At 48.2% G+C, this 26,607-nt stretch carries 14 protein-coding genes; 4 read left to right on the top strand and 10 right to left on the bottom strand.

The annotated features are described in order from the left end of the window. Nucleotides 1-5 precede the first annotated feature (5 nt). The 10 genes from CIK98_RS01790 to CIK98_RS01745 all read right to left on the bottom strand — a co-directional run bounded on the left by CIK98_RS01790 (nucleotide 6) and on the right by CIK98_RS01745 (nucleotide 18,885). Nucleotides 6-1,259 carry an efflux RND transporter periplasmic adaptor subunit gene (locus CIK98_RS01790; protein WP_094382569.1) on the bottom strand — a complete coding sequence of 418 codons (1,254 nt, stop codon included), beginning with the start codon at nucleotides 1,257-1,259 and terminating at the stop codon, nucleotides 6-8. A 3-nt stretch (nucleotides 1,260-1,262) separates the two neighbouring features. Further along, the gene (locus CIK98_RS01785) at nucleotides 1,263-2,594 is read right to left on the bottom strand and encodes a TolC family protein (RefSeq protein ID WP_094382568.1); all 1,332 of its coding nucleotides are present in this window, start codon (nucleotides 2,592-2,594) and stop codon (nucleotides 1,263-1,265) included. Nucleotides 2,595-2,796: 202 nt separating this feature from the next. Then, complete coding sequence (locus CIK98_RS01780) at nucleotides 2,797-4,119, bottom strand: glycoside hydrolase family 105 protein (protein ID WP_371683234.1); 1,323 nt, start codon at nucleotides 4,117-4,119, stop codon at nucleotides 2,797-2,799. Nucleotides 4,120-4,150: 31 nt separating this feature from the next. After that, complete coding sequence (locus CIK98_RS01775; RefSeq protein ID WP_094382566.1) at nucleotides 4,151-7,012, bottom strand: DUF6250 domain-containing protein; 2,862 nt, start codon at nucleotides 7,010-7,012, stop codon at nucleotides 4,151-4,153. A gap of 217 nt (nucleotides 7,013-7,229) precedes the next feature. Beyond that, nucleotides 7,230-9,146, bottom strand: a complete 1,917-nt coding sequence (locus tag CIK98_RS01770) for a glycoside hydrolase family 13 protein (protein WP_094382565.1) — start codon at nucleotides 9,144-9,146, stop codon at nucleotides 7,230-7,232. A 32-nt stretch (nucleotides 9,147-9,178) separates the two neighbouring features. Then, the gene (gene pulA / locus CIK98_RS01765) at nucleotides 9,179-11,113 is read right to left on the bottom strand and encodes a type I pullulanase (RefSeq protein WP_094382564.1); all 1,935 of its coding nucleotides are present in this window, start codon (nucleotides 11,111-11,113) and stop codon (nucleotides 9,179-9,181) included. 214 nt (nucleotides 11,114-11,327) lie between these two features. After that, complete coding sequence (locus CIK98_RS01760) at nucleotides 11,328-13,460, bottom strand: glycoside hydrolase family 97 protein (RefSeq protein WP_094382676.1); 2,133 nt, start codon at nucleotides 13,458-13,460, stop codon at nucleotides 11,328-11,330. A gap of 139 nt (nucleotides 13,461-13,599) precedes the next feature. Continuing rightward, entirely contained in the window at nucleotides 13,600-16,356 is a 2,757-nt protein-coding gene (locus CIK98_RS01755) for a 4-alpha-glucanotransferase (protein ID WP_094382563.1), read from the bottom strand. A gap of 106 nt (nucleotides 16,357-16,462) precedes the next feature. Further along, nucleotides 16,463-17,779: an SLC45 family MFS transporter gene (locus tag CIK98_RS01750; RefSeq protein WP_094382562.1), complete on the bottom strand. Its 1,317-nt coding sequence runs from the start codon at nucleotides 17,777-17,779 to the stop codon at nucleotides 16,463-16,465. 71 nt (nucleotides 17,780-17,850) lie between these two features. Beyond that, on the bottom strand, nucleotides 17,851-18,885 hold the full coding sequence (locus CIK98_RS01745) for a LacI family DNA-binding transcriptional regulator (RefSeq protein ID WP_094382561.1): 1,035 nt from the start codon (nucleotides 18,883-18,885) through the stop codon (nucleotides 17,851-17,853). Nucleotides 18,886-19,142: 257 nt separating this feature from the next. Here CIK98_RS01745 and CIK98_RS01740 point away from each other — a divergent pair, with 257 nt between their 5' ends. From CIK98_RS01740 to CIK98_RS01725, 4 genes are read left to right on the top strand one after another with little or no spacing between them, the layout of a single operon-like run. Then, a complete protein-coding gene (locus tag CIK98_RS01740) occupies nucleotides 19,143-22,238 on the top strand; it encodes a TonB-dependent receptor (RefSeq protein ID WP_094382560.1) in 3,096 nt (1,031 codons plus the stop codon). A 32-nt stretch (nucleotides 22,239-22,270) separates the two neighbouring features. Next, entirely contained in the window at nucleotides 22,271-23,893 is a 1,623-nt protein-coding gene (locus tag CIK98_RS01735) for a RagB/SusD family nutrient uptake outer membrane protein (protein ID WP_253249608.1), read from the top strand. Between the two features lie 20 nt (nucleotides 23,894-23,913). Next, complete coding sequence (locus tag CIK98_RS01730) at nucleotides 23,914-25,095, top strand: SusE domain-containing protein (RefSeq protein ID WP_094382558.1); 1,182 nt, start codon at nucleotides 23,914-23,916, stop codon at nucleotides 25,093-25,095. Nucleotides 25,096-25,118: 23 nt separating this feature from the next. Next, nucleotides 25,119-26,519, top strand: a complete 1,401-nt coding sequence (locus CIK98_RS01725) for a DUF5115 domain-containing protein (protein WP_094382557.1) — start codon at nucleotides 25,119-25,121, stop codon at nucleotides 26,517-26,519. Nucleotides 26,520-26,607: the final 88 nt, after the last annotated feature.

Here is a 26,607-nt window from a genome sequence, read left to right as displayed (position 1 = left end):
ACTCCTTATTTTATAACCAACACCTCATTGTCCTTATATGCCTCATATCCGCTTACAATCACCTGCTCCCCAGGTTCCAGACCCTCAAGCACCTCGTAATATTGCGGGTTCTGACGCCCGATGCGGATATTGCGGCGATAAGCCTTGGAACCATCCTTGTCGAGAACGAAGATCCAGTTGCCGCCTGTCACCGAATAGAATGTGCCCTTGGGAATAAGTACAGCCTGCTTCGACTCGCCAAGCTGCAGGTCAACATAATATGTCTGACCAGTGCGGATGTTCTTCGGACGCTCACCGGCGAAGACGAAGTCAATCTTGAAGCGTCCCTCTTTCACCTCAGGATAAACCTTCCTCACGCGGAGCAAATAGCTCTTACCTCCCTGTGAGAAAGTGGCGGTGAGTCCTTGGTGAACACGGTCGATATAATGCTCATCCACCTGTGCTCGAACCTTATAGTCGGACAGGTCGTTGATTACTCCTATCTTCTGCCCGGCAGAGATACTCTGTCCGAGTTCCACGTCGAGTAGTCCCACCTCACCGTCGGTTTGCGCCTTCACCTCTAATCGCTCTTTGCGCTGGCGTACGAGCAGGACATTCTTTTGCATTGCCGCGAGGTTGTCTCCCATTTGGTCAACCTGCGACTGGCGCAACTGTGCGTCCTTTTTCAGTTTCTGCTTAACGAGCGACAGTTTCTTCGACGAGAGTTCATATTCTTCCTTCGCCTTCAGATATTCCTCGCGGCTCACGAGTCTCTCCTTATAGAGTTTCTCTTGATGCTCCCATGCACGACGCTTGGTGATGACATCCTGGGCAAGTTGCGCCTCCTCACTCTCGTTGGCGAGTTTGTCCTGTTCCATGGTGATATGAGTATTGCGCAACATGTTCTGCTTTTCGGCGAGTTCGCTTTCCGCCTGAAGTATCTCGAGGTCGAGATTGGTATTGGAGAGGCGCACCAGCACGTCGCCCTTCTTCACCGAGGCACCTTCCTCCACAACTCGTTCACGCACTATGCCTCCCTCTTCGGGCGACACCTGTACCACCTGTATAGGCACCACCTGTCCATCCACCGAAACATAGTCGTTAAACTCCTTTCGCTCTACCTTGCCGATGCTCAGTCCACGACGCTCCACCTTCAATGTAGAGGCAAAATTACCAGTGGCGAGCCACACGAGTACAGCCACAATCACGGTGCCACCGCCAATCCACGGCCAGTATTTCTTAGGCACCAAATACTTCTTCTTTTCAATCTTTATGTCCATATTTCAATCTTCATAATACTTTACTAACCTCTTTTTTATCTCCGCCATCAGTCTTGTCTGCAACAGTCTCACCCGCGAGTTATGCAGAGTCTGCGCCGATGTATGGAGGTCGAAGGTGGAGAGCATTCCCTCCTCATATTTTCTGGTGTTGAGGTAATGGGCGATGGAGTCGCTGGCAACCTTACGCTCCATCAGCGCCACCTCTTTTATATATCCGTCGCGGTCGATAAGCGCCTGACGGTAGTCACTGTTTACATTCAGTCGCGTCTCCTCGCGTTCAATCTCGGCAAGGCTGATATTATTGCGTGCCTTTTTCACATTCTTAATTGCCGAGAAGTTGAAAAGCGGAATGGAAAGCGATGCATAGACATACTCACCGAGATTGTCCTTCATCTGCCGTGAAAAACTTGTACCAATAGCATCCGACGAGAGATTCTTGTAATATCCCGTAGAAAGACCGCCGCCAATTGAAATAGAAGGCCAAAGCTTGCCGCAAGCAATCTTATAGTCCAATCGTGCCGCATGCAGATTACTTTCTGCCTCAAAAAACTTCTCCGCCATCAGTCCCGAACCGCCCATACACTCCGCTTCGCCACTAAGCTCATGCGTTTGAAACGTCAGATTCGAATTTAGAACCATTGTGTCTTCTCCTTCCATACCCATCACTAACCTAAGCACCTCGAGTGATTTTGCAGTCGTAGTCTTCAGATGCTCCACGCTGTATTCATCCTCAGCCACCTGTGCCTCTATCTGCGCCACGTCTGGATAACCCTTTTCGCCGAGTTCCTCCATACGCTGTGTCTTTTCGAGCAGAGAGCGGCTGTCGTTGAGCTTATCAATAGCTATTCGGAGCGAAGCCTCGTTATACGCGGCATCCACATATTTCTCCATCACCTCAATGGCTTTCTCATCCTTGGCAATGGCAAGCGCATTGTCACTCTTTCTCACGCCGAGTCGAGCCTTGCGGAAGGCATTCCATGTCTGCGCTCCGTCAAAGAGCGTGAGCGACCCTCCAACCGAATAACTGTTGTTGAATGTAGTAATGGTGTTGTAGGTATTTGTCTCTGGATCGACATTACGTCCCCAAGAGAACTGCGCTCCCACATTAGCCGATACCGTCGGCATAAATCCACCCATTGCCGCCCCACGGTCCTGTCGTGCATTGTCAGCCTCCACCACTTTCTTTCTGATGTCAGTAGCATGGGTCATGGCATACTCAATACATCTGTCGAGAGTCCATACCGTCGAGTCGGCCTGTACCTCCGTCAGCTCTACGGCCTTCGCCATCAAGTTGAGCGACTGCATCAGCATCATTGCGATAATCGTTGTCTTCATAATAATTCCATATTTGATGATTCAAACAAGTGTTGTCTCACTAAATATATATGCCAAAACCGTGCCAAACTCACAATGATCTGATTATCAATACAAAAGGAAAAGCAACAAAAAACTGTGTGTCTAATAATTAGACACACAGTGTATAAGAATTTGACAGAGTCTAATGTTTTTCCTTAGGATATATAGTATAAAAGGACATCTACTTCACATAAAATATCGGCTCATCGGTATTAGGGTCTTCAGGATAATAATGCACTGCACTGTCATTGGTCTTTAGACACAGTCTGTCAACAAGGCGATATATCTCCGCTCCTGCCCAAATCACGGGACCATAGCCATGTGCAGCATAGTTGCTTACGGGGCGATAGGCATAGAAGGCAGGATCGAAAGCCAAGCCAGTGCCCACGCAAGTGCCCTCCACCTGTCCTTTGGAAGTGATATGCGCTGCCACATAATGCCATGCAAGCAACGTCTGTCCTACGTATGGTTCAGGTTCTATCCATCCCTTGTTGATGGCATGGGCAAGGCAATAGGCGTAGATGGCAGTGCACGACGTTTCGAGATAGGTGTCGTTGCGGTCGAGTAGCTGGTGCCATACACCGTCAGCCGACTGCAATGCGAGCAGACCATTGAGATGTTCCTTGAAACACTTCATCACGTAGTCATCCTCGCTGATGTCGAGCAATTCGCATGCAGTTAGCAAAGCCCATCCGTTGGCACGCCCCCAGAAGAACGACGGGTGATAGCCGCTATCCGTAGGTGTCCACCCATGTCGGTAAAGAGCTTTATCTGCTACCCACATCTTGTCGTGGAAAAGGCGGAACTGCCGTAGGGCCTCATCCATATTGCCATTGAGGGCAAGGGCGGGAATACCCATAAACATATCGTCGAGCCACACAGTGTTCTTCACAGGACGCAGTCGCGCAAACTGTCCGTCGCTGTATCTATATTCCTTGTTGGCAATGAAGTCGTAGTAGCGTGCTATCTGTTCATCCCAAAGCCGCAGGTCTTTTATTCCCTTCATCTTGGCAGACTTGGCCTTAAGCATGGCACAACATATGGCACCACAGTCGTCAAGAGCATCAGGTGACACCACCTGTTCCATCAGCGCGTCAATCTTTTCTCCTTTTTCTTTCATCTTGATAAACCGTGGAGCCTGTGTAGCGAGAAAGTCCATCCTCTTCATGGCATAGTCTGCATAGCGGTTATCGACTGTGAGTTCTGAAGCTCTCAACATGGCAGAATAAGTGACGCCCCACTCATATGATGTTAGACGGAAGTCGCCCCGCTTCAGTGCTTTTCCCGTCTCGTCGAGTTCAGCGGGCGTGGTGCGGTTGAGATAATCAAACACACGGTCGATACTTGCCTTCACATCTTCCTTGTCAGGTACGCCATAGTCATAGCGATATGCAGGTTTCAACAGATGCAACGGAGTCGTGGCATCATTCACTGCCTCCTGCGCATTGGCAGCCAAAGGCATTAGGCCCACAAGGGCGAAAATCCATTTCTTCTTTATCATAATTGTTCATTCCTTAATATTCATTCTTCACTCTTCATTTATTCACCACTTCCTGCATGAATATCGCATCAAGCACCCAAGTTGCACAGTCGTTGGTCCATAACGAAGGTTTTGGTGCGAGGGGCATATTGTCGAGCAGGCTCTTCCATGCTGCTGGCCTAAGTTTTTCATATCCATGCCATGCTGCATAAGCCTGCAAACGCGGTATTCGAAATTTGCTCTTGCGTAGCAGCCATGCCTTCTCCTTATAATCTCGACAATAGTTGAGCCACATATGGAAGAAGGCAGGATTGTCGATTGCGCCTTGCAGTTCGTTCACGAGCTCAAAGCCTCCCATTATCGGCATAAGATGGTTGGTTATCTCCATTTCCGGCATCTCGGTGGTAATAACTCCTGTGGCAGGATCATACCCCAAGGCGAGAGGGCCTTGTGTAAATCCGAAAGGCAAACTGGTGATTGATGTCATACCTGCCTGCAGTTTGTCACGACACACAATGTTTCCTGTGCGCTCCCATTCTGTAAGCCAGTTACTGGCATACCCCATCCAGTCGGGCCCTATTCGCAGTCGTGCCGGGGCTGAACAAGGATAGAGGTTTCTTGGTTGGGCAAGTCGCATTGGGTCGAGTATATATAATAAGGTGTCGGCATTAGCCACCTCGTGCATGATATCTCCCACACGTTCGTCGGCAGTAAGATAATAATAGAATCTGTTCCACCAAGCCTCACTAATCCTCGACTCCTTGGCACCACATCCCCAGTGTATCACATTATGGCGGCTACCCAGTCCTGCATGCGGTCCCTCGTGATAGGTGTCCACTTCTGAGCAATGTCGTGTCATAGCCTCTGCCATGCGCCACACCACGGGGTCGGCAGTGCGCAGAAACTGATACCAGAACATTGCCGGTGAAGCCAGTTCGGTGTTGTCCCACGCATATCCTCCCACGTCATATCTCCATTCTTCGCGCGATGCGTCATACCCGTGCATCACGTCACCATAGTTAAAGAATCCATACCATCCGTTACGTTCTATCTCCCTGTCGTAAAATGACATTATCTCCTGGATGGCGTTCTCTACCAAACTGTCGCGTGACGAAACTAAAGTAGGAAGGCTCCATATACCAAATGCTCTCTTGCGATGTAGATAATCCGGTGTAGGAAGTAACTGCCTGTCGGTAGTCGTTTCCGGATTGACATAGATGGTACTGGTACGGGCAATACCCCAAGCCGTACTCATTCCCGGCTGCACATCCTCGTATGCTGCCTCCAGTGTATGTGGAATAGAATCGTAATGAGCGAAACTGTATGGTTCGGCCTCGGGTGAATAGAGCGAAAGTGTTACTATGGCCGTATCGCCACGAGCCCCATCTACTTGTATCGAGGATGGATAGCTTTGCCAGAAGTCCTTCATTCTGAATGTGGTGGAGGCCACACTGTCGCCCACTGTCACCACGCCCTCGCTTCTCTGTCCCTCGATGGTGCCAATCCATGGGGCATCGGGATATGTACGCTTTCGTATGGAATGTCCGTTAGGCGACAGTTGGCTCAGTCGGAATCCGTCCCACTGGGCAATATTGTCGATCATCGACCTTGTCACCGAGTCCATTGCCTGCATGTCTATCTTCCTTCGTGCTATCAGTGGTTGCACTGACATTGACCGACGGTCATCAAACGCCACATAACGCTTATATGCTTCGCCATGCATCGGCACTTTAAAGTGGATGCTCAGTTCGCGAAGCCCTTCGGTATTAAGACTGCTATCGACAATTAGTGTGTGTACAATCTTCACTTCCTTGCTGCCCTTGTATGTGTAAGCCCTCATTACGCAGTTCCTGCCGGAATATTTATGCAGTCTGCTCACCTTACCCTGGCGCTCCGTCTCGTGCTTCTCCACTGGCACCACCTTGTTGTTGAGCGTCAGATAAAATGGTGGTATCTCGCCCCATTCCTCATTCTCTTCCCTGATGGATTGCCGGCCTTTCTTAGTTCCTATCTTCTTATCCGTCTTCCTTAGCACGCAATAATCAGTGCCTTGCGGAATGACAGCCGAGAAAGCCTGCCACTTGGCACTGCCGTCGGCCCATGAAGCCAGTCGCCATGTGTCTGTATCTATTTGGCGGCCATCATTTGTTGTCAGAGAGAATATTGTTTGCTTATCCGCCTCTCCTACAGCATAAGGCACTCCGAATGTGACAGGGCCATGACTTTTGTTGCCTATCCATTCCAATCTAACGCCGTCGTTGTCGGGGTCGGAACAAGTATATCTGAAATTGCGTATCTCCGCATGGGCAAGTGTGGTGCGAAATCCGAAATATCCGCTCGTCAAAGGTTGGGGATCGACATAATCTACCAGACATTCCCCGTCGATGATATACCTCACCCTTCCGTCGATAGCCTCAAGTCTGATGCTATACCAATGGTCGGCTTTGATAAGATGTGCCTTGTCGGTATATTCCCTAAGGATAACGGGGCGCAGCCATTCCTTCTCCTCAGTAGGCCAATATCCCTTGTATCTGCGAAACCTTGTCGTGGTATTCCAGTTGCCGCCATAGCCCATGTAATAAAGTTTGAGGGCATAGTTGTTGGCAAACTTACCTCCACAGCCGCCACATTTGTCAGCCATCCAGAAGCAGTTGAGATCGCTCACCCTCGTTTCACCCTTGTCGGTTTTAAACCGAGGGTCAGCAACAATCCTTGCTTCATATTCGATGATGGTATTGCCGCTCATCTTATGTTTATACCACCAAGTAGCACCCTTCGGAGCGATAATTGTCGTCACCCCGTCGTTGGTTGTGGCAGTCGAAGCCGGGTCTTCAGCCTCCAACCACCAGTCAGCTTTGGCCGTTGCTTTCAAGCTCAAGATAGTCAATAGAAATAGAATGCATGTCAGTCTGTTCATATCTATGGTTATATCTAATGGAATATAATTTTCTGCAAAGATACGAAGAGTACATGGAAAAAAACTATAATTTTTGACATTTCTCCCTTGATACGTTAAAACCGCGACTACATGTATAGGCTATCATCTTATTTTCATCACAAAACAAACAGAAACACCGTGTGCCAAAATAATGACACACGGTGTAAAACGATTAGACAGAATGATAAATATTCCGTCAGAATTCAAGTATCAAAGTCTGACGTGACTTAAGGCTAAGGCTCTTTTCAAGTTTAACGGTGCGGCCTGTAATGACATCCTTGGCAGCTGTAGTATTGCCAATAACCTCGGCATAGCGGCCGAGTTGCATCTCTACCTGCTTATGGTTGCCGTTAAGAATTGTCATGACGGTTTTGCCTTGATATTGGCGGGCGATGACGTAAATGCCCTTAAAGGGAATGAACTGCGTCTGCTTTCCCTTGATGATGACATCGTTGCCCTGACGCCAGTGGAGCAGTCGGCTGAGCCAGTCGAACATTGCATTCTCTGCCTTTGAGCGTCCCTCGCGGGTAAAGCAGTTTTTAGTGTCGCCAGGGAAACCGCCAGGGAAGTCTTTGCGCACGTTACCATCAGTTACTTCCTTTGTGCCGTTCATAAGAATCTCGGTACCGTAGTAGAGTTGCGGTGTGCGATTGACGGTGAGCAACAGTGCGAGGGCTTGCTTAAGAGCTACGGTGTCCTTGCCGTTGCCGAGGAATCGGTCGGTATCGTGGTTTTCAATGAATGCCATCACATTTGACGGGTTGGCATAGAGGTAGTCGTACACAAAACTATTGTATATGCGGTTGAAACCCTTCCACCAGTCATCGGTCTCCTCGTTCTTTGCCTGATTTATCTTGTCGTAGAAGCTGAAGTCCATGACGGTAGGCAGATAGCTGTTACGGTCGGTGAGACGGGAGTCTTTCTGCCATGCGGCTGTGTATGCAGGCTCAGTAACCCATGTCTCGCCCACGGTATTGAAGTTAGGATATTCCTCAGAGAGGACCTTCATCCATAGTGCCATAGCATCACGGTCGGCGTAGGGATAGGTATCCATGCGAATGCCGTCGATGCCCACGGTCTCTATCCACCATATACTATTCTGGATGAGATATTTTATTACATGAGGATTCTTCTGGTTAAGATCCGGCATTGAAGGCACAAACCAGCCGTCAACAGTTTCATGCATGTCAATCTTAGAAGCGTATGGATCCATCACAGGAGTGAGTTTGTAGCTGGTCTGCAGATACTTGTCGTTCACCTTGGCGGCTCCGTCCATGGTGTTCATCTCCACGGTTTTGGCCTGATTCTCGGGAGACAGCCATTCTGGGGTGTTGAGCCAGTCTTTGGAAGGCATGTCGAGAGTCCAGGGATGTTCGAATCCACTGTGGTTGAAAATCATGTCCATCACAATCTTCAAGCCCTTAGCATGAGCCTCGTCGCACAGAAGGCGATACTCCTCATTACTTCCGAAACGCGGGTCAACACGGTAGTAGTTGGTGGTGGCATAACCATGATAAGTGCTCTGTGTACCATGGTCAGGCGAGTCATTCTCAAGCACAGGCGTAAACCACAGGGCGGTAACACCGAGCTCCTTGAAGTAGTCGAGGTGCTGTCGTATGCCTTCGAGGTCGCCTCCGTGGCGCAGGGAAGGCTGGGTGCGGTCGTTGGTATAAGCACGCATTCCCTTTATTTGGTCGTTGTCTGCACGGCCTGAGGCAAAGCGGTCGGGCATGAGCATATATAGTACGTCGGCATTGGAGAACCCCTTGCGGTCCTCACCTTTCATCTCTCGTGCCTTGAGTGTGTAGTCCACCTTTTTCTTCTGCTTGCCTTGCTGGAAGAGCAGGGTCATAGTGCCTGGTTGGGCATCCTTCACGTTCATATAGACGAGTAGGTAGTTGGGGGAGTCGAGGCGCACGAGCGAGTCTATCTTAACCCCAGGATAATCGGTTGTTACATCTGCAGTTTTGATGTCTTTGCCATATACCATGAGCTGGAGGCTTGCGTCCTTCAGTCCCACATACCAGTCTGTTGGTTCTATGCGGTCAATCTTCACTGCTGCGTTCATTGTTAATGTTGAGCCTAATAACAAGGCGGTAAATATCTTTTTCATTGTTTTTTCTTTTTTCTATATTCTCTCGTTCTCTATCTGAAAAGTATGAGTGCCTCCTGTGGTGCCACCTTCACCTCATTGCCCTTATACTCCGTGATACCGGCGAGGTTGATTTGTCCTCCCTCGCATACAGAAGTCCAAGTTCCTTCGGGGATGCTGATTCTTTGGGCGGTCTTGTTGGAGTTGAGTATTACCACAATGTCGCGCCATGAGTCGCCATTGGCATTGTCCTTCAAGCGAAAAGCCACCACACAGTCGGGGGCGTTAAGGAATTCCAGTTTGCGATATACCATATTGGCCTCTGTCATTCGGAAGGCGGGATGGTTGCGGCGAAGTTCGGTAAGACCACGGTAGTAGTCGAATACCTGCGGATACTTTTTGAGGTTCTCCCAAGGTATTTGGTTGATGTCGTCGGGCGACTTATAGCTGTTGTGCACTCCCTTCTTGTCGCGGAGCATCTCCTCGCCGGCAAGTATGAATGGCACACCCTGAGAAGTGAATACTGCTGTCTGTGCGAGAAGGTCGAGACGTATGAGCTCGTCCTGGGTGATACCGGGGATGCTCGCTTTCAGACGGTCAACGAGACACATGTCGTCGTGGCAGCTCACGTAGGCTATCATCTGTGCCGGTGAGTTGGTCCATGGAGCCTTGCTGTAGTTCACCTTCTTTATGTCTACCTGCGGGTGGGCTATACATCCAGTGATGCCAAACTTTATGCTCTCCTCATTGCCGGGGATGGCGCCAAGGAAGGCAGACTTATGGTCGTCGCTAAACGGACCGCGGAGAGCATCGCGCATGTCGTCGCAGAATGATCCAATGCCGTTGAGCTGACGGGTGTTGGCCTTCATGGCAAGTTTGTCAGCAGGATAAGCACAAGCACCTGCACTCCATCCCTCGCCATACATATATATCGACGGGTCTATCTCGTCAAGAGCCTTGCGTATCATGTTCATGGTCTCGATGTCATGGATGCCCATGAGGTCGAAGCGGAAACCATCAATATGGTATTCCTTTGCCCAGTAGAGCACCGACTCAATCATAAATTGGCGCATGAGGGGCTTTTCGCTGGCAGTCTCGTTGCCACAACCAGATCCGTCGGATACCTTTCCGTCGGCGGTAGTGCGGTAGTAATAGCCGGGATAGGTGAGGTTGAAGTTGCTGTTGTCAACATCGAAGGTGTGATTATACACCACGTCGAGGATAACGCGTATGCCTGCCTTGTGAAGTGCCTGAACCATCTGCTTGAATTCCTTAATGCGTGCTATTGGGCATTCGGCATTGGTGGAGTAAGAGCCTTCGGGCACGTTATAGTTCAGAGGGTCGTAACCCCAGTTGTATTGAGGCACGTCAGGCTTAGACTCATCCACCGAAGCATAGTCGTATGACGGCAGAATATGGATGGCGTTAACGCCTAGGTTCTTCAAGTGATATACCGCCTTTGGCTCTGTCAGTGCCAAGAACTTGCCCTTGTAGGTGAGTCCTGAGTTAGGCGACACAGAGAAGTCGCGGTGATGCATCTCGTAGATGACGAGGTCGGTAGGTTGTTTGGTCAGTGGACGCTTGTCGCAGCACCAGCCTTCGGGGTTGGTGTCGGCCATATCGATGATGGCGGCTCGTCTGCCATTTACTCCCACTGCCTTGGCAAAGACACCTGGAGTCTCGTTCATCTTCTGCTTCTTGGTTTCTACTTGGAATGTGTAGAACATTCCCCTGAGGTCTCCTTTGATGTCGGCAGTCCAGAGGTCGTTGCCTGTCCGTTTCATCTTCACGGTCTTGACCACTTCGCCTCCTACACCTTCTTTATATATATTCACCTTCACGCTCTTCGCCTTCGATGGGGCATTGAACTTGAACGAAGATACATCCTTGGTGTAGGTCAGTTCGTTGAATGTCGTTTGGGCGGATATTGTACCGGTCCCTAAAACCAAAGAAAACAATGTAATCTTTATTATTTTATTCATTCTCATGATTCTATTTTTTAATTTTTACCACAGAGATTAAGAGATTAAGAGATTTTATCCTATGGTAATCATTTTTTTTTGAGTTAATGCCGATGGCATTGGAGATTAAGAGAGCTGCGCATGATGTCTGCCGCATGGCTTCTCTGTGATCTCTGTCGCTTGCGACCAACTCAAAAAAGAAGAACTCTTATTCTCTTAATCTCTGTGGTTTAAAAAAAAATTACAGGGCTTTTAGTGAAATTGCGAAACCTCCACCGCGAGCTTGCTGTATCTTGAGCTTCTGTCCCTGCTTGACGGTTTTCTTGGTGATAGTATAAGCCTTGGGGTTCTTCTCGTAGTCGGCATCTTTTGCATCGGCATAGATGGTGGCCTCGTATTTGCGACCCTTGTCGAGGAAGTCTAAGGTGAGGATAGTGAGGTGACCATCTTCATTGCACTTCCCTCCAACAAACCAATTGTCACTCTTCTTGTCCTTGCGGGCCACGGTGATGTAGCGGGCGGGCTCGGCCTCGAGATAGCGGGAGTCACTCCAATCGCATGGCACGTCGCGGATGAACTGGAAGGCATCATCATACTTCTTGTAGTTCTCGGGCAGGTCGGCAGCCATCTGAAGTGGAGAATACATTGTCAGATACAGGGCAAGCTGACCGACAAGAGTGGTGTGGACGTAGTTGGGATTGTCGCTCCAGGTATTGAGTTGGGTTTCAAGAATGCCGGGTGTGTAGTCCATCGGTCCACCCTGCAGACGGGTAAAAGGCAGGATGACGGTGTGGTCGGGACGGCTACCGCCGAAAGCCTCATACTCTGTACCGCGGGCCGACTCGTTGCCCACGAGGTTGGGGTAGGTACGGCAAAGACCCGTAGGACGCACGGCCTCATGTCCGTTCACCATGATGTGGTGCTTGGCAGCCTCTTTGAGGACATACATATAGTGGTTGTTCATCGACTGCGAGTAATGGTGGTCGCCTCGTGGGATAATGTCGCCCACATAACCTGTCTTCACTGCGTCGTAACCATACTTGTTCATTAGGTTGAACGCATCTTTTAGGTGACGCTCGTAGTTCTGTGTGCTCGACGATGTCTCGTGGTGCATCATCAGTTTCACGCCCTTGGAATGAGCATACTCATTGAGATACTTGATGTCGAAGTCGGGATAAGGAGTTACGAAGTCAAAGACATCGCGCTTCCACATGTTTGCCCAGTCTTCCCATCCTATGTTCCATCCCTCGACCAATACCTGGTCAAGACCGTTGGCAGCTGCGAAGTCTATATACTCCTTCACGTGGGCAGTGTTGGCACCATGGCGGCCATTGGGAGTGAGCTTTGTATAGTCGGTTTCACCGAGCTTTACAGAAGGCAGACCGCTAGTATATTCCCATGTGCTCTTGCCAACAATCATCTCCCACCATACACCGCAGTATTTTGTAGGGTGAATCCATGATGTATCCTCAATTTTGCATGGTTCGTTGAGGTTTAGGGTGAGCGAGGTGGAAAGCATGTCGCGTGCGTCGTCGCTCACTTTTACAGTGCGCCACGGAGTATGGCAAGGAGTCTGCATGCAGCCCTTCAGTCCTGTGGCATCAGGTGTGAGCCATGACTCGAAGACAAAATTCTTGTCGTCGAGGTTGAGGTGCATGGTAGCATAGTCCTCGCATGCAGCTTCATGTATATTGATATACAGTCCGTCAGCAGTCTTCATCTGCAGGGCGGTCTGTACGCCAGTCTCAGAGAAAACCGACACAGACGAGTTGTCCCAGTTGACAGCCTTCTTGAATCGGGCTCTTATTTCAGAGAGTTTTGTCTCCTGAGTTTCTTGTTCCTGGGTGTCATAGTCGCCTGGAAGCCACCATGCCGTGTGGTCGCCGGCCATGGCAAACTGAGTATGCTCTTCCTTGATGAGGAAGTAGTTGAGCGATTTCTGTTGAGGGAACTCATAGCGCAAGCCGAATCCCTCGTTGTAAACGCGGAAGCGGATGATGATATTCCGGTCGGCAGAAGGCTGGTTGAGACTAACCTCAAGTTCGTTGTAGTTGTTGCGTATCTGCGACCATTCGCCCCATACGGGAGTCCAAGTTTCGTCGAAAGATGAAGTCTTGGTATTGGTCACCTTGAATCCGTCCATGAGGTCTGTTTCATTCTTGCCCTTTGAGGCATGTTTGTCTTTGGCGAGTTCAAGTCCCAGTCGGCTGGTCTTCACGACCGGCTTGTTTTTGTAAGTCATTTCATAGGTGGGCACTCCACCGTCGGCGAGAGAAAACTTTACAGTTACGTTTCCGTCAGGCGAGCTGACGCTCTGTGCCATTGCCATCATCGGCAACAGCAAAGTTAATAGGATAACACTAATCTTTTTCATACATATTTCTTGATTTTTAATTATTTGTTCTTTTTTTGAACCACAGAGATTAAGAGGTTGAGAGTCTTCCATATTTTATAGAGTTTGAATGCTAAAGCTATAAATCTCTTTTCCTCTTTATCTCTGTGGTTTAAATAATTTAGTTTCCTCTTCCGCTGTTCTTCACCAGCTCCTTAACAGTCTGATTGAAATCTTCAGAGGCGAGGAGTTGTTCGATGGTGAGATGCATGCGATAGCGCCAGTAATGACGTGGGTTGGCAGGAATGTTGATGCGCTCGGCGTCAGCGTCTGGCAGACGGAGCTTCTCGTCGATAGACAGCCAGTCTTGAAGCGACAGGAGGCATAGCATCGATGGACTCGTAAGATGTCGCGACACTATCTCTTTGGCAAGCCACCCTGGCAGGGGATGTGGTGCAGCACCGCCACGATGAAGCATCGAGTTGTAGTAGTCCTGGGTCTGTGCATAGTCCTCGTCCCACCACTGTCGGAGTGTTGACATATCGTGGGTAGAGATGGTGCATACCGAGCGGTATGGATTGCGTGAGAGATGACCGAAGCGCACCTTGTCGTCCTTTGGCATAGACTGAATTTCCAAACTTAGGATGCGCAGCTGGTTCATTACCCATGGCACACAGTCGGGCACCATACCGAGGTCCTCAGCACAAACAAGCATTCGGGTGGCCTCAGTGAGGCGAGGCAGTTTCTTCATTGCTTCATAATACCAGAACTGGTTGTTGCGACGATAGAAATAGTCGTTGTAAAGTCGGTTGAAGAGATACTTGTCTGAATCGTGGAGCGACTCATATATGAAGTCGTGCTGCACACCGATGCGCGGGTGGAACTTCTTCGAGTCTTTACGGTCGCGTAAGAAGAGAACGTCGCTTATCATTGCATAGAGCGAGTCGCGAAGGTCTTCTAAATTAAATGAAGAGTGAAGAGTGAAGAATGAAGAATCTGGCTGCGCATCATTCTTCATTCTACATTCTTCATTCTTCATTTCCTTATACCACGCTTCCACCTTGCGCTGAGTGTCGTATTCAGGTTTCATCTGATAACGCTCGTTGTCAAGACGGTCGAGGAACATTTCCTTTATTTCTGCTGCACGCTCGCCAAACATGCGCTCGAGAGTCCAGTCGGTAATGAACGGACGAGTGTATCTGTCTTCGTTGAAATATAGTCCATAGCCTTCAATCTCCTGAACGGTCAAGCCGAGTGATGGCGAGAACTGTCCGAGCAGTCCGTGCACGGCATCAATAGGAATCTCCCAGATACGGAAGAATCCAAGCACATGGTCTATTCTGTAAGCGTCGAAATATTCCGCCATCTTTGTGAAGCGACGCACCCACCAAGAACACCCATCGCTGATCATCTCATCCCAGTTATAAGTTGGGAATCCCCAGTTCTGTCCGTTCACGGAGAAAGCGTCTGGCGGAGCTCCAGCCTGTCCGTTAAGGTTGAAGTAACGAGGCTCCACCCAGGCCTCAACACCGTCGCGGCTGATTCCGATTGGAATGTCTCCCTTTAATATTACCTGCTTCGAACGGGCGTATTCATGTGCGCCACGCATCTGTTTGTCGAGCACATACTGTACGAAATACCAGAACACCACCTTCTTATATAATGCGGTGGAAGACTTCGACATTGCCTCACGTTCCTTGTCGGGCAGTGTTTGATGGTCTGGCCATTCGCTAAACGTAGCAGTTCCGTAAAGGTCGCGGTAGTAGCAGAAAGCTGCGTATGGCACGAGCCACTCCTTGTTATTGGCAAAGAAGCTCTTGAAGTCGGCCTTCTTTGTGAGTGTAGCCTCTTCCTGTGCGAATATCTCACGCAGGTATTCCATCTTCGCTTTGTTCACTCGTTCATAGTCTATCTGAGGCAGGGCATTAAGTTCTTTCTGCAGTGCGGCATAATGTTCGCGACGAGCTTTGTCTTTCAGTTCCGGGAGCTGTCGCAGGTCAGCATATTGTGGATGGAGTGCATAGATGCTTATGCTGTTGTATGGATAGGAGTCGGTCCAGGTATGGGTGATGTTTGTGTCGTTGATGGGCAGAATCTGCAGCACACGTTGTTTAGTGTGTGCCACCCAGTCAACCATCATCTTCAGGTCTCCGAAGTCGCCCACGCCGAAACTGCCTTCCGACCTTAGCGAGAAGACTGGAATGACTGCACCGGCAACCTTCACTGGATAAATGGAGAAGAAAGCCACATCGAGTTCGCACACCATCACGTCGCCATTGTTCATCTTCGGGAGAGTGATGCGTCGGTTGTTGGTGTTTTCCCATAACGGCGTATAGTCTGTTTCCTCGTCAAGAGCCACAAATTTCAGTTCTATGGTTTCTGCCGTAACATTAGTTACGTCAATGTCGGCCACCCACTCGTTAGGTTGCTGCTCAGTCATAGGCAGTGCCTTTATGGCCTCCCAGTTTCCGAGCTGCTTTATGTCGCCAAGTATTGCCAGTCTATCCTTCGACCTTAGCTGTGGAGCCCTTACCTTTAGTTTCAGAGTCTTGCTGAACTCCACAGGTTTTGCTTCCTGGCGTTTTCTTGCCGCTATACATTCTGTCATGGCAGAGCTGTACATATAAGAGTCTTCGGGATTGTCAATCCAGCGGTCGTAAATGGTGTAGCTTACACCTTTCATTGAAGTCATCACCAGTTTATGAGGTTCCACCAGCCATTCACGTCTCACCTCTACACCATTCTTCACCACACTGTAGTAGTAGTCCAAAACCGTGCCGGTCTTAGCCATGCTGTTTACAGTGCATGTCCATGATATTCCGTCAAAGGTAGACATTCTGAACTTCTCAACTGCCTGCACTTTGTCTGCAGGCAAGACATTGAGTATTATTTCTTCGCCGTATACAGTGCGATACGACATATTAAAATATAATATCATAGAATTAATTTATAGTTTTACTGCCCAAAGTTACGAATATTTTCGATATGGTTGGGCATAATGAATAATAAATGGGACTTTGATGTTGCGCAAACGATTGCACAGACTACATATTTGCCAAAGTCTTGTCTTTCACGAAGAACACGCAGATAGCTCCCATCAGGAGTGCCACTCCAGCCACTATCATCATGTTGTACTGATAACTGCCTACAGCCGAGAGAATTGTTCCTCCTATAGCGGCTGCCACAATCTGCGGTATACAGATGGTGCCGTTAAATAAGCCAAGATATACTCCCATGTGGCCATAGCCCTCAAGGGCATTGGTGACGATGGCAAACGGCATGGCGAGCATGGCTGCCCAAGCGCAACCGATGAGCAAATAAGGCACGAAGAGCACATACTGGTTGTTGATAAACGGTACGGCACAGAAGCCGATTGCACCAATCACAAGACTTATGAAATAAGCTATCTTGCGGTCGGGAATCATTGGCAGCACCACAGCCCATATCACACTGCCGATGGCCTGAACGGCGAAGAGCACACCAACCCAGTTGCCGGCAGCTTGATAGCCAGAGGTAGACGGGTCAGTTGTTTGCCAGCATGTTTCGGCAATGGTACCATTTGTATAGGTCCACATATACATGAATGCCGCCCAGCAGAAGAACTGCACAAGACCCACAGTCCAGAATGCCTTTGGAGCATCTTTCAAGAGTTTCACCACGTTCACCTTCTCTTCGTCGAGATTCTTCTTCAGTCCGTGATATTCAGCATACTCTGCAGGCGGCATCTCCTTCACCTTCACTGTGGTATAAATAACACAGAGTATGAGAATGGCTGCTCCGATATAGAACGAATAGATTACCGTATCGGGCACTACTCCCTTTGGCGCGAGATTGCTGATGCCAAGCATGGTGAATAGGAACGGGAACACATAGCCCACAAGCGAACCTGCATTGCAGAGGAAGCTCTGAATGGAATAGGCAAGGGCCTTCTGCTTCTCATTCACCATGTCACCCACCAACATCTTAAATGGCTGCATGGCCATATTGATACTTGTATCGAGAAACATCAGTGCACAGAGACCAAACACCATAGCGGTGCTGACAGCCATGCCAAAGGAGCCCGAGTTGGGCAACAGGCACATCACGAGCACAGCTATTGCCGCTCCTATAAATAAATAAGGTATACGACGTCCGAAGCGGCACCAAGTCTTGTCGCTCAATGTGCCTATGATAGGCTGTACGATTATGCCCATCAGTGGCGGAAGAATCCAGAAATAGCTCAGCTGGTGCGGGTCAGCGCCCAACGTTGCGAATATTCTGGAAATGTTTGCACTTTGGAGAGCATAGGCTATCTGCACTCCAAAAAAACCGAAGCTGATGTTCCACAGCTTCATAAACGATAAATCCGGTTTTTGTTTCATATTTGTTTTTTTGTGGCCTCCATCATCCCTTCTGAGAGGGTGAAAAGATTGCCGTTGTTAATATTTTATTTTTAGATTCTTTCCCTTGTCGTTCCTCTCACCACGAGTCGAGTTTTTACTATTCTTCTTTCTACCTTATCCTTCGGAATCATCCCTTCCACCTTATTTATTAATATGTCAGCTGCCTCCTCGCCTACTTTTCGTCCGCGCTGCTCAACAGTGGTAAGCATCGGGTCGCAGGCTATGGCACGCTGTCCGTTAGTGAATCCGCATACACTCACATCCTCAGGCACCTTCAGTCCCATTCTCTTTGCGGCATACATAATGCCGATGGCAGTATCGTCATTCACGGCGAAGAAGGCGTCGGGGCGGTTCTCCATGCTGAGCAATTCGGGAGCCACGACCTCTGCGTCTGAACGGTTGTCGCAAAAGCGATTGAGATCTTGCTCTACGGTGAAGCCATGCCTTAGAAGTGCATCCTTATATCCGTTATATCTGTTCTTTGAAATCTCAAGCGTCATTGGCGACCCGAAAAACGCAATTCTCTTGCATCCTGTCTCGATAAGATATTCAACTGCGGTGTAAGCACCCTTATAATCATCAACCACCACACGGCTTGCATCCACTCCAGTGCAAATACGGTCGTAGAACACCAAAGGCACTCCACTTTCGAGCAGTCTGATGAAGTGAGCATAGTCAGAAGTGTCCTTGGCCTGGGATACAATGATGCCGCACACCTTATTCTCATAAAACGACTGGCAAATCTGCACCTCCCTGTCATACTTCTCGTTGCTCTGCGCCACCATCACCCGGTATCCCTGTCGGCTTGCCCTTTCCTCTATGCCCGAAAGCACAGAAGAGAAATAGTAGTGAACAAACTCCGGAATGATGACGCCGATAATCTTGGGCTGCATCACCTTGCTGTTTCTCAACGACTCGGCAATAGTGTTAGGACAGAAATTGTGCTCACGCGCAAACTCCTGTATCTCTTTGCGTCGCTGCTCGCTGATTCTTGGCGAGTCCTTCAACGCTCTCGACACTGTAGCCACGGAAGTACCGAAATGGGCTGCAATGTCCTTCATTGTCATCTGTGTAAACTCCTTCATTTTTAGGTTGCGATTATTTGATGGTGCAAAGTTATTCATTTATCCGTAACGTTGTTACCATACATTATTTATTTATTATATTTTGAACGTGCAATCGATTGCGCATGCAAATATAGTGATTTATGTCAAAAAAATGAAGAACGTTGAGCGAAAAAAACTAATTTTGCACCGTGAAACTTAAACAACAATTGTACAAACAACGAAAATAAGTAAAAAGCAGCATTAGATAACTAAGAAATAACAATTTTAAAACATGTATGATGAAGCAGGTAAAATTTAGAATTCCGCTTAGAATGATGGCCGTATTGTTCGGTCTCGTTCTTTCAATCGGTGCCTACGCCCAGATTACAGTCAACGGACATGTAAAGGACGCCACAGGCGAACCGATCATCGGTGCAACCGTTCGAGTTGCAGGTTCAGAAGGAGGTACTGTCACCGATTTCGACGGTAACTTCCAGATTAAGGCTCCACAGGGAGCTACTCTCAATGTGACTTACATTGGTTATCAGCCCGCCAACGTCAAGGCAGCCGCCAATGTCGTTGTAACTCTTCAGGACGACGCCAAGGTGCTCGAGAACGTGGTGGTCATCGGTTACGGTCGTGCAAAGAAGAACGACTTGACCGGTTCGGTGACAGCCATCAAGCCGGACGACATGAATAAGGGTGTACAGGTAAGTGCACAAGACATGATCACCGGTAAGATAGCTGGTGTTAACGTTCAAAACAATGGTGGTGAGCCTGGTGGTGGTGCGAGCATTCGTATTCGCGGTGGTTCGTCACTCAGCGCATCCAACGAACCTCTGATCGTGATTGACGGACTTGCTATGGATAACTATGGAATGCAGGGAGCCTCAAATGCCCTCAACCTTGTCAACCCTAACGATATCGAAAGCTTCACTGTGTTGAAGGACGCTTCTGCCACCGCTATCTATGGTAGCCGTGCTTCTAACGGTGTGATAATCATCACAACAAAGAAGGGACGCAAGAACATGAAGCCAACCATTTCTTATAATGGCAACGTTTCTGTCAGTGCAGTTGCCAAGAAGGTTGACGTAATGAACGCCGCTGAATTCATGGACTATATCAAGACAAACAGTGGCATGACTGATGAAGAGTGGCAGGCAAGCGACTATTACAAGAACATGGGTTATTGGTCAAAGTACAATGCCGACGGAACTCCAGCAGATGGAGCCCAGCATCTTTTTGCCGACACCGACTGGCAGGACCAGATTTATCGTACAGCAGTATCTACAGACCAGAACGTAACACTTACCGGTGCCTATAAGAATCTTCCTTATCGTGTATCTCTCGGCTATACCAAGCAACAGGGTGTACTCAAGACTTCAGATTATGAGCGTTATACAGCAAGCGTAAGTTTGAATCCTACATTCTTCGACGATCACCTTGCAGTTAATTTCAACGCCAAGGGTATGTATTCGAAGACTTCTTATGCAAGCACAAGCGCCATTGGATCTGCTGTGTCAATGGATCCCACAAAGCCTGTTTATATGAACGACGACTTCTATAAGCAGAACTTCGGTGGCTACTTCCAGTATCATAGTGTTGTTGACCGTGGAGACACAGCTTGGGGGTTCTCTCCAAACTCACTTGCCACACGAAACCCAATGCATTACCTTAACGAAGCTTCCGACAAGGGTAAGGGTAAGGAGTTGACAGGAAATATCGAGCTTGACTATAAGATTCATGGCTTTGAAGACCTCCACATTCACATGAATGCCGGAATGGACCTCAAGTCTGGTAAGAGCAACAAGGAATATAGCCGTTATTACTATGACAACTACTACTATGGAAGCCAGGGTTGGAATACACAGGACACTTACAACCTTTCGCTCAACCTCTATGCACAGTATCTGAAGGATTTTGCAGAGATTCATCATATCGACGTGATGGGTGGCTATGAGTGGCAGCACTTCAACAAGGAGACCGACTACTACTACTATGGTACATATCCTTCAACAAGCATTGAACACGCAGGTGAGATTTATAATCCTTCAGAGAATACTCTCTACAAGACAGAGAACTATCTCGTTTCATTCTTTGGTCGTCTGAACTATTCACTCCTCGATCGTTACCTCTTTACATTCACTATCCGTGACGACGGTTCATCACGTTTCCATAAGGATCAGCGCTGGGGTGTATTCCCTTCTGCAGCTTTGGCATGGAAGATCAAGGAAGAGCCTTTCCTTCGCGATGCAAAGGCAATAAGCGACATGAAGCTCCGTCTCGGTTGGGGTAAGACAGGTCAGCAGGAAGGCATTGGCGACTACTCGTACTTCGCTTCCTATACAACCAATGGCATTGGAGCTTACTATCCAATAGTTGGCGATGGCTTGACATATCGTCCTGACGCTTACAATGCAGCCCTCACATGGGAAAAGACAACGACATATAACGCAGGTCTTGATCTGGGTTTTGCAAACGATCGATTCACTGCAAGCATTGACTACTATTATCGTAAGACAACCGACCTTATCAACACTGTAACTGTTGCAGCTGGTTCTAACTTCCGCAACAAGGTTACAAGCAACGTCGGTGAGCTCCACAACCAGGGTCTTGAGTTCTCTCTCACTTATCGTCCTATTGTAACAAAGGACTGGCGTTGGGAGGTTGGTTACAACTTCACTTACAACGACAACAAGATTGACAAGCTCGTAGCAAGCGACGATCCTAACTATAAGATTCTGCATGGCGGACTTGCTGTAGGTGACTCAGGTTCTGACGGTATTCAGGCATGGGCTGTAGGTCATCCGGTTTCTGCTTACTATACATATCAGCAGGTTTACGACCAGAACGGTTTGCCAATAGAGGGAGAATTCGTTGACCGCAATGGCGACGGTATTATCAACTCCAACGACCGTTACTTCTACAAGAAGGCAGATGCAGACGTGCTTATGGGCTTCACCTCAAAACTTATCTATAAGAAATGGGACTTCAGCTTCTCTCTCCGCGCTAGTCTTGGCAACTATGCTTACAATGCTGTAGATGCCGGCAACTCAAATGTAGAAGTAGAGCGCCTCTATAATGGTAGGTCATGGCACAATGTTCCAACAATGGTTTTGGAAAAGAAATGGAATTATGTGTCAACAGAGGATGGTCTTTCTGACTATTTCATCCAGAACGCATCATTCTTGAAGTGTGACAACATCACTGTTGGATATAGCTTTGAGAAACTCTTCAAGTTGCCTATCAGTGGACGTATTTATGCAACAGCACAGAATGTGTTCACCATTACAAAATATAAGGGAATTGACCCGGAAATTAACGGAGGTTACGATGGCAACATCTATCCACGTCCATTCACAGGTGTTCTTGGTCTTAACCTTAATTTCTAAATCTTTAAACAATGAGTATTATGAAAATAAGAATGTTTAAATCAATTATACCTGCTGCGGCACTGGCATTGACAGTCGGCCTGACATCTTGCGTTGGTGATTTGGATGTTGATCCAATCAACCCGCAGCAAACAATGGAATTCGACAACGATGCCGTTTTCAATAAAATATATGCCAGCTTTAGCTTGACAGGACAGACTGGACCAAGCGGAAATGGCGACTTGGACGATGTTGACGAGGGACGCTCCGACTTGTTCCGCATGGCGTTCTACCTGAACGAGTTTACTGCCGATGAGGCACACTGGGTTTGGTCCACTGACGCCGGACTGCCTGAGCTTCTCCACAACTCATGGGGTGAGAGCTGTATTTTCTCCGCCGCCCTCTATTATCGCTTCTATTTCACAATAACCCTGTGTAATTTCTATCTGTCGCAGGAAGGCAATGCAGCCGACCAGGCTCAGAGAAACGCTGAAGTAAGGTTCATCCGTGCCTACAACTACGCTCAGATCATGGACCTTTATGGCAATGCGGCATTCACAGAGAGTGTATCGGCAGATTATGCTGTTAGATACACACGCCCAGAGTTCTTTGACTATATTGAAAAAGAATTGCTCGAGTGTTCTGAAGATATGGCTCAGCCCGGTCAGGCAACATACGGCCGTGCCGATCGCGTGGCTGCATGGAACTTGTTGGCAAGAATCTATCTTAATTCAGAGGTATATACCGGCAAGGCACGTTGGGACGACGCAATAGCTTATGCTGACAAGGTAATTAAGAATGGCTACTATAAGCTGAACGACAAGAGTGCTGTCAATCCTACTTCTGGCGAAGTATATACTCCTTACCAGATGCTCTTCCTCGCCGACAACGACAGAAATGGAGCTCAGTATGAGAACATTCTTGTTGGATTGTCAGATGGTGTCAAGACGCAGAGTTACGGTGGTATGAACTTCCTTATCCAAGCTTCTTATTCCAATAAGACAGACTATCTTACCGACACCTACGCTCCCTCTGGATCAAACAATAGTTGGGGAAAGTGCTTGCGCATACGTAAGAACCTTGTCGAGAAGTTCTTCAAAGAAACACCGGCAGAGTATAACACCTTGGCAGAATTCATAACAGCAGCCGGTGACGACCGTGCCCTGTTCTACAACAAGGGTATCAAGCCAGCAATAACCGACGAGGGTACCGATGAGGCCATAGGCTATAACTGTGTGAAGTTCCGTAATGTAAACTCCGACGGCTCAAACAACGATGTGATTGAGTTCGTAAATGCAGATCTTCCTATCATGCGTATCGCTGAGGCTTATCTGACATACGCTGAGGCTTCAATCCGCAAAAATGGCGTTGCAGGCAACTCCGATGCCAAGGAAAAGCTCGACCTTATCCGCAGTCGTGCTCATGCTACTCCAAAGAGCACATACACTCTCGACGATGTCTGCGATGAGTGGAGCCGTGAGTTCTGGTTTGAAGGCCGTCGCCGCATGGATTTGGTTCGCTTCGGCAAGTTTGGAGGCCAGTCTAACTACAAATGGGAATGGATGGGAGGCGTCTATGAAGGAAGCCAGTTCCCTGCATTCATGAACATTTTCCCTCTACCTGTTAACGAGATTTCAAACAATCCTAACATCAAACAGAACGAAGGTTATAACTAATTTAATAAAGGACAATAAACATGAAAAAATATATTTTAGCTTCATTGTTTGCCGGTGTCGCTTTCTTCGGACTGACATCGTGTGAGGATGACAGGGACTCAAATCCAACATTGAACACTCCCGAAAGTTTCGTCCTCAATGCGCCAGCCCTTGCCGGCAACATTTACGACCTTGAGAACTCTGATTCTCTCGTGTTCACATGCAAGCAGCCTGACTACGGCTATACTGCAGCAGTCACATATTATATGCAGATTTCGCTTACTGACGTTTGGGAGAACGAACTCGATGAAGAAGGCAAGGTTGTTGGAAACCCGAAGATGATGGAATTGGAGAACTATTCCACTTCTGCAAAGTTGAAGGCTAACGCCAAGGATATCAACAAAGCCATCATGCAGATGGGAGGCTATGCCGCTGAGGAGGAAATGCCAGAGACCACACCTCTTTACATAAGACTCAGGGCTAAGTTGGCTTCAGGCTTGACATGCTATTCCAACACCATTCAGACAACCGTAAAGCCTTTCTTTGCAGTGCTTGTTGCTGCTGATCCAGAATTGTGGTATCTTATTGGAGCTTGTGTCGGCGATGGCTCTTGGGGCTCTGCAATTGGTACTGCCGTTTATCCTATGTCTCCTGTTGAAGGCGGTGACTTTAACGACAAGACAGGCCGTGGACCTCTTACCTTCACAGGCTACTTCACACCAGACCTTGGCTTCAAGATTGTCCGCGTTCCTGGCGAATGGGCTGACCAGTGGGGTGGTGTCGATGGAAGCATCGACAATCCTAAGAAGAAGGACGACTCTGGCGAAGGTGGCGACTTTAAGGTTCCTGTAGCCGGTTACTATCGCATCGACCTCAACACCAACACCAACGAGCTGAAGTTTACTGCTCTTGAAGAAGAACCGAAGGAATATTCACAGATGTTGGTTTCCGGTGGTTTCAACGGTTGGGCAACAGACACTCAAATGACTCCATGCGACACCTATGCAGGAGCTCGTCCACACGTTTGGATGTACGACATCAGTACAACAGACGGTACAGAACTCAAGTTCCTCGTTGACAGTTCTTGGAATCCTAACTGGGGTAACAGCACATTCCCATACGGTTGGGGTGTTGGCAACGGACCAAACATTCCGGTTGGTGCAGGTGACTACAGAGTAATCTTCAACGATATCACTGGTTACTATCACTTCTTTAACAAGTAATAATTTTCAAAAATTAGAATTATATGAAAAAGTCATTAATATATGGTATGGTTCTTGCGACTGCTCTCATGAGCAGTTGCAAGGGCGACTACGACGACTGGGCAGCTCCGCAGGGCTACGATGCAGAGGAGGCACAAAACGTGTCCCTCACAGCTTCCAATGGTGCGACAATCGACATGAATAATGTAACTGGAGAAACAATCAACCTGTTCTCTACAACTTTTGAAGCACCTGAAGGATTCACTGTTACAGGCTATGAACTGGAAGTGGGAGCTACAGAGGAGGAGGTTGACGTATTGCCTTCTGATGCCAACGGTTCAATAGCTACCGCAGATCTTGTATCTTTGGTAGAGTCAATCTATGGAAAGGCTCCGGTAGAGAGGACTCTTAAGGCTGCTTCCACCATTTATTTGTCAAAAGACGGCGAATCATTCTATGCACACTCAAACTTTGTTGATGTAAAGGTTACTCTCATCACACCCGACATTTCACAGAACTATTATCTCGTAGGTGACTTCTGTGGATGGGACGAGGCAAGCATGTTGAAGTTTAGTCATAGCGATGTGAATATCTATGACGATCCTGTATTCACAATCAAATTCACTACAACTGAAGCCAATCAATATTGGAAGATTATTCCTCAAAAGAATATTGATAATGGTGAGTTTTGGGCAAATCCAGGAGTTGTTGGTGTTGCTGTTGACGGTGATGCTTCAATGTCTGGCTTCTTAGTAACTGAAAACGCTCAGGCAGGAAAGATTGAGGAGCCAGGAAAATATATCATGACGATAGATATGATGGCTGGTACCTATAGCATAACAAAGCAGCCATTGGAACTCTATATGACCGGCAGTAACTACGGCTGGGGTGCTACATGGTTGCCAATGACTCCATGCTACGGCTCTGACGTTGACTATTGGACTATCATATATCTCCACGAGGGTGAGCAGTTCAAGTTTGCTCCACAGGCTGACTGGGGCGGTGACTTTGGTAGTCAGGCTGCAGTAAATGATGTTGCTGGAGCAAGCATCACTGTTGACGCTACAAACCTTGTAGCTGGCAAGGCTGGATGGTATCTTCTCCACATTGTAAATGGCGATGAGCGTAAGGTCAATGTCTATAAGCCTGAGGTTTATTTGATTGGCTCTGTTGCTCCTGTTAATGACTGGTCAGTTAATTCAAGCAACCTCTTCTCTATTCCTGCTGATGAGAACGGTGAGTTCGTTTCTCCCGCATTTGGCAGCGATGGCGAAGTGCGTATGTGTGTGAAGTTTGAGGGCTTCGATTGGTGGATGACAGAGTTCGTTGCTTTCGATGGCAAACTCGAATTTCGAGGTCGTGGTGGCGATCAGGCTCGCGTCAACGTTTCTGCAGGTCAGAAAGCATATATCAACTTTGCAAATGGAACATGTGAGTTCAAGTAAGATGAGTCCCCTTTATCAAAATTAAATACTCTTCATTTAATCGAGGGTGGCGACGGCAATGCTGTCGCCTCCCTTTATTTTAGTGAAT

The sequence above is a fragment of the Prevotella sp. P2-180 genome, from assembly GCF_002251435.1.
Classification (GTDB): domain Bacteria; phylum Bacteroidota; class Bacteroidia; order Bacteroidales; family Bacteroidaceae; genus Prevotella.
The sequence above is the reverse complement of the archived record's forward strand: the minus strand, read 5'-3'. Positions and strand labels throughout refer to the sequence as shown.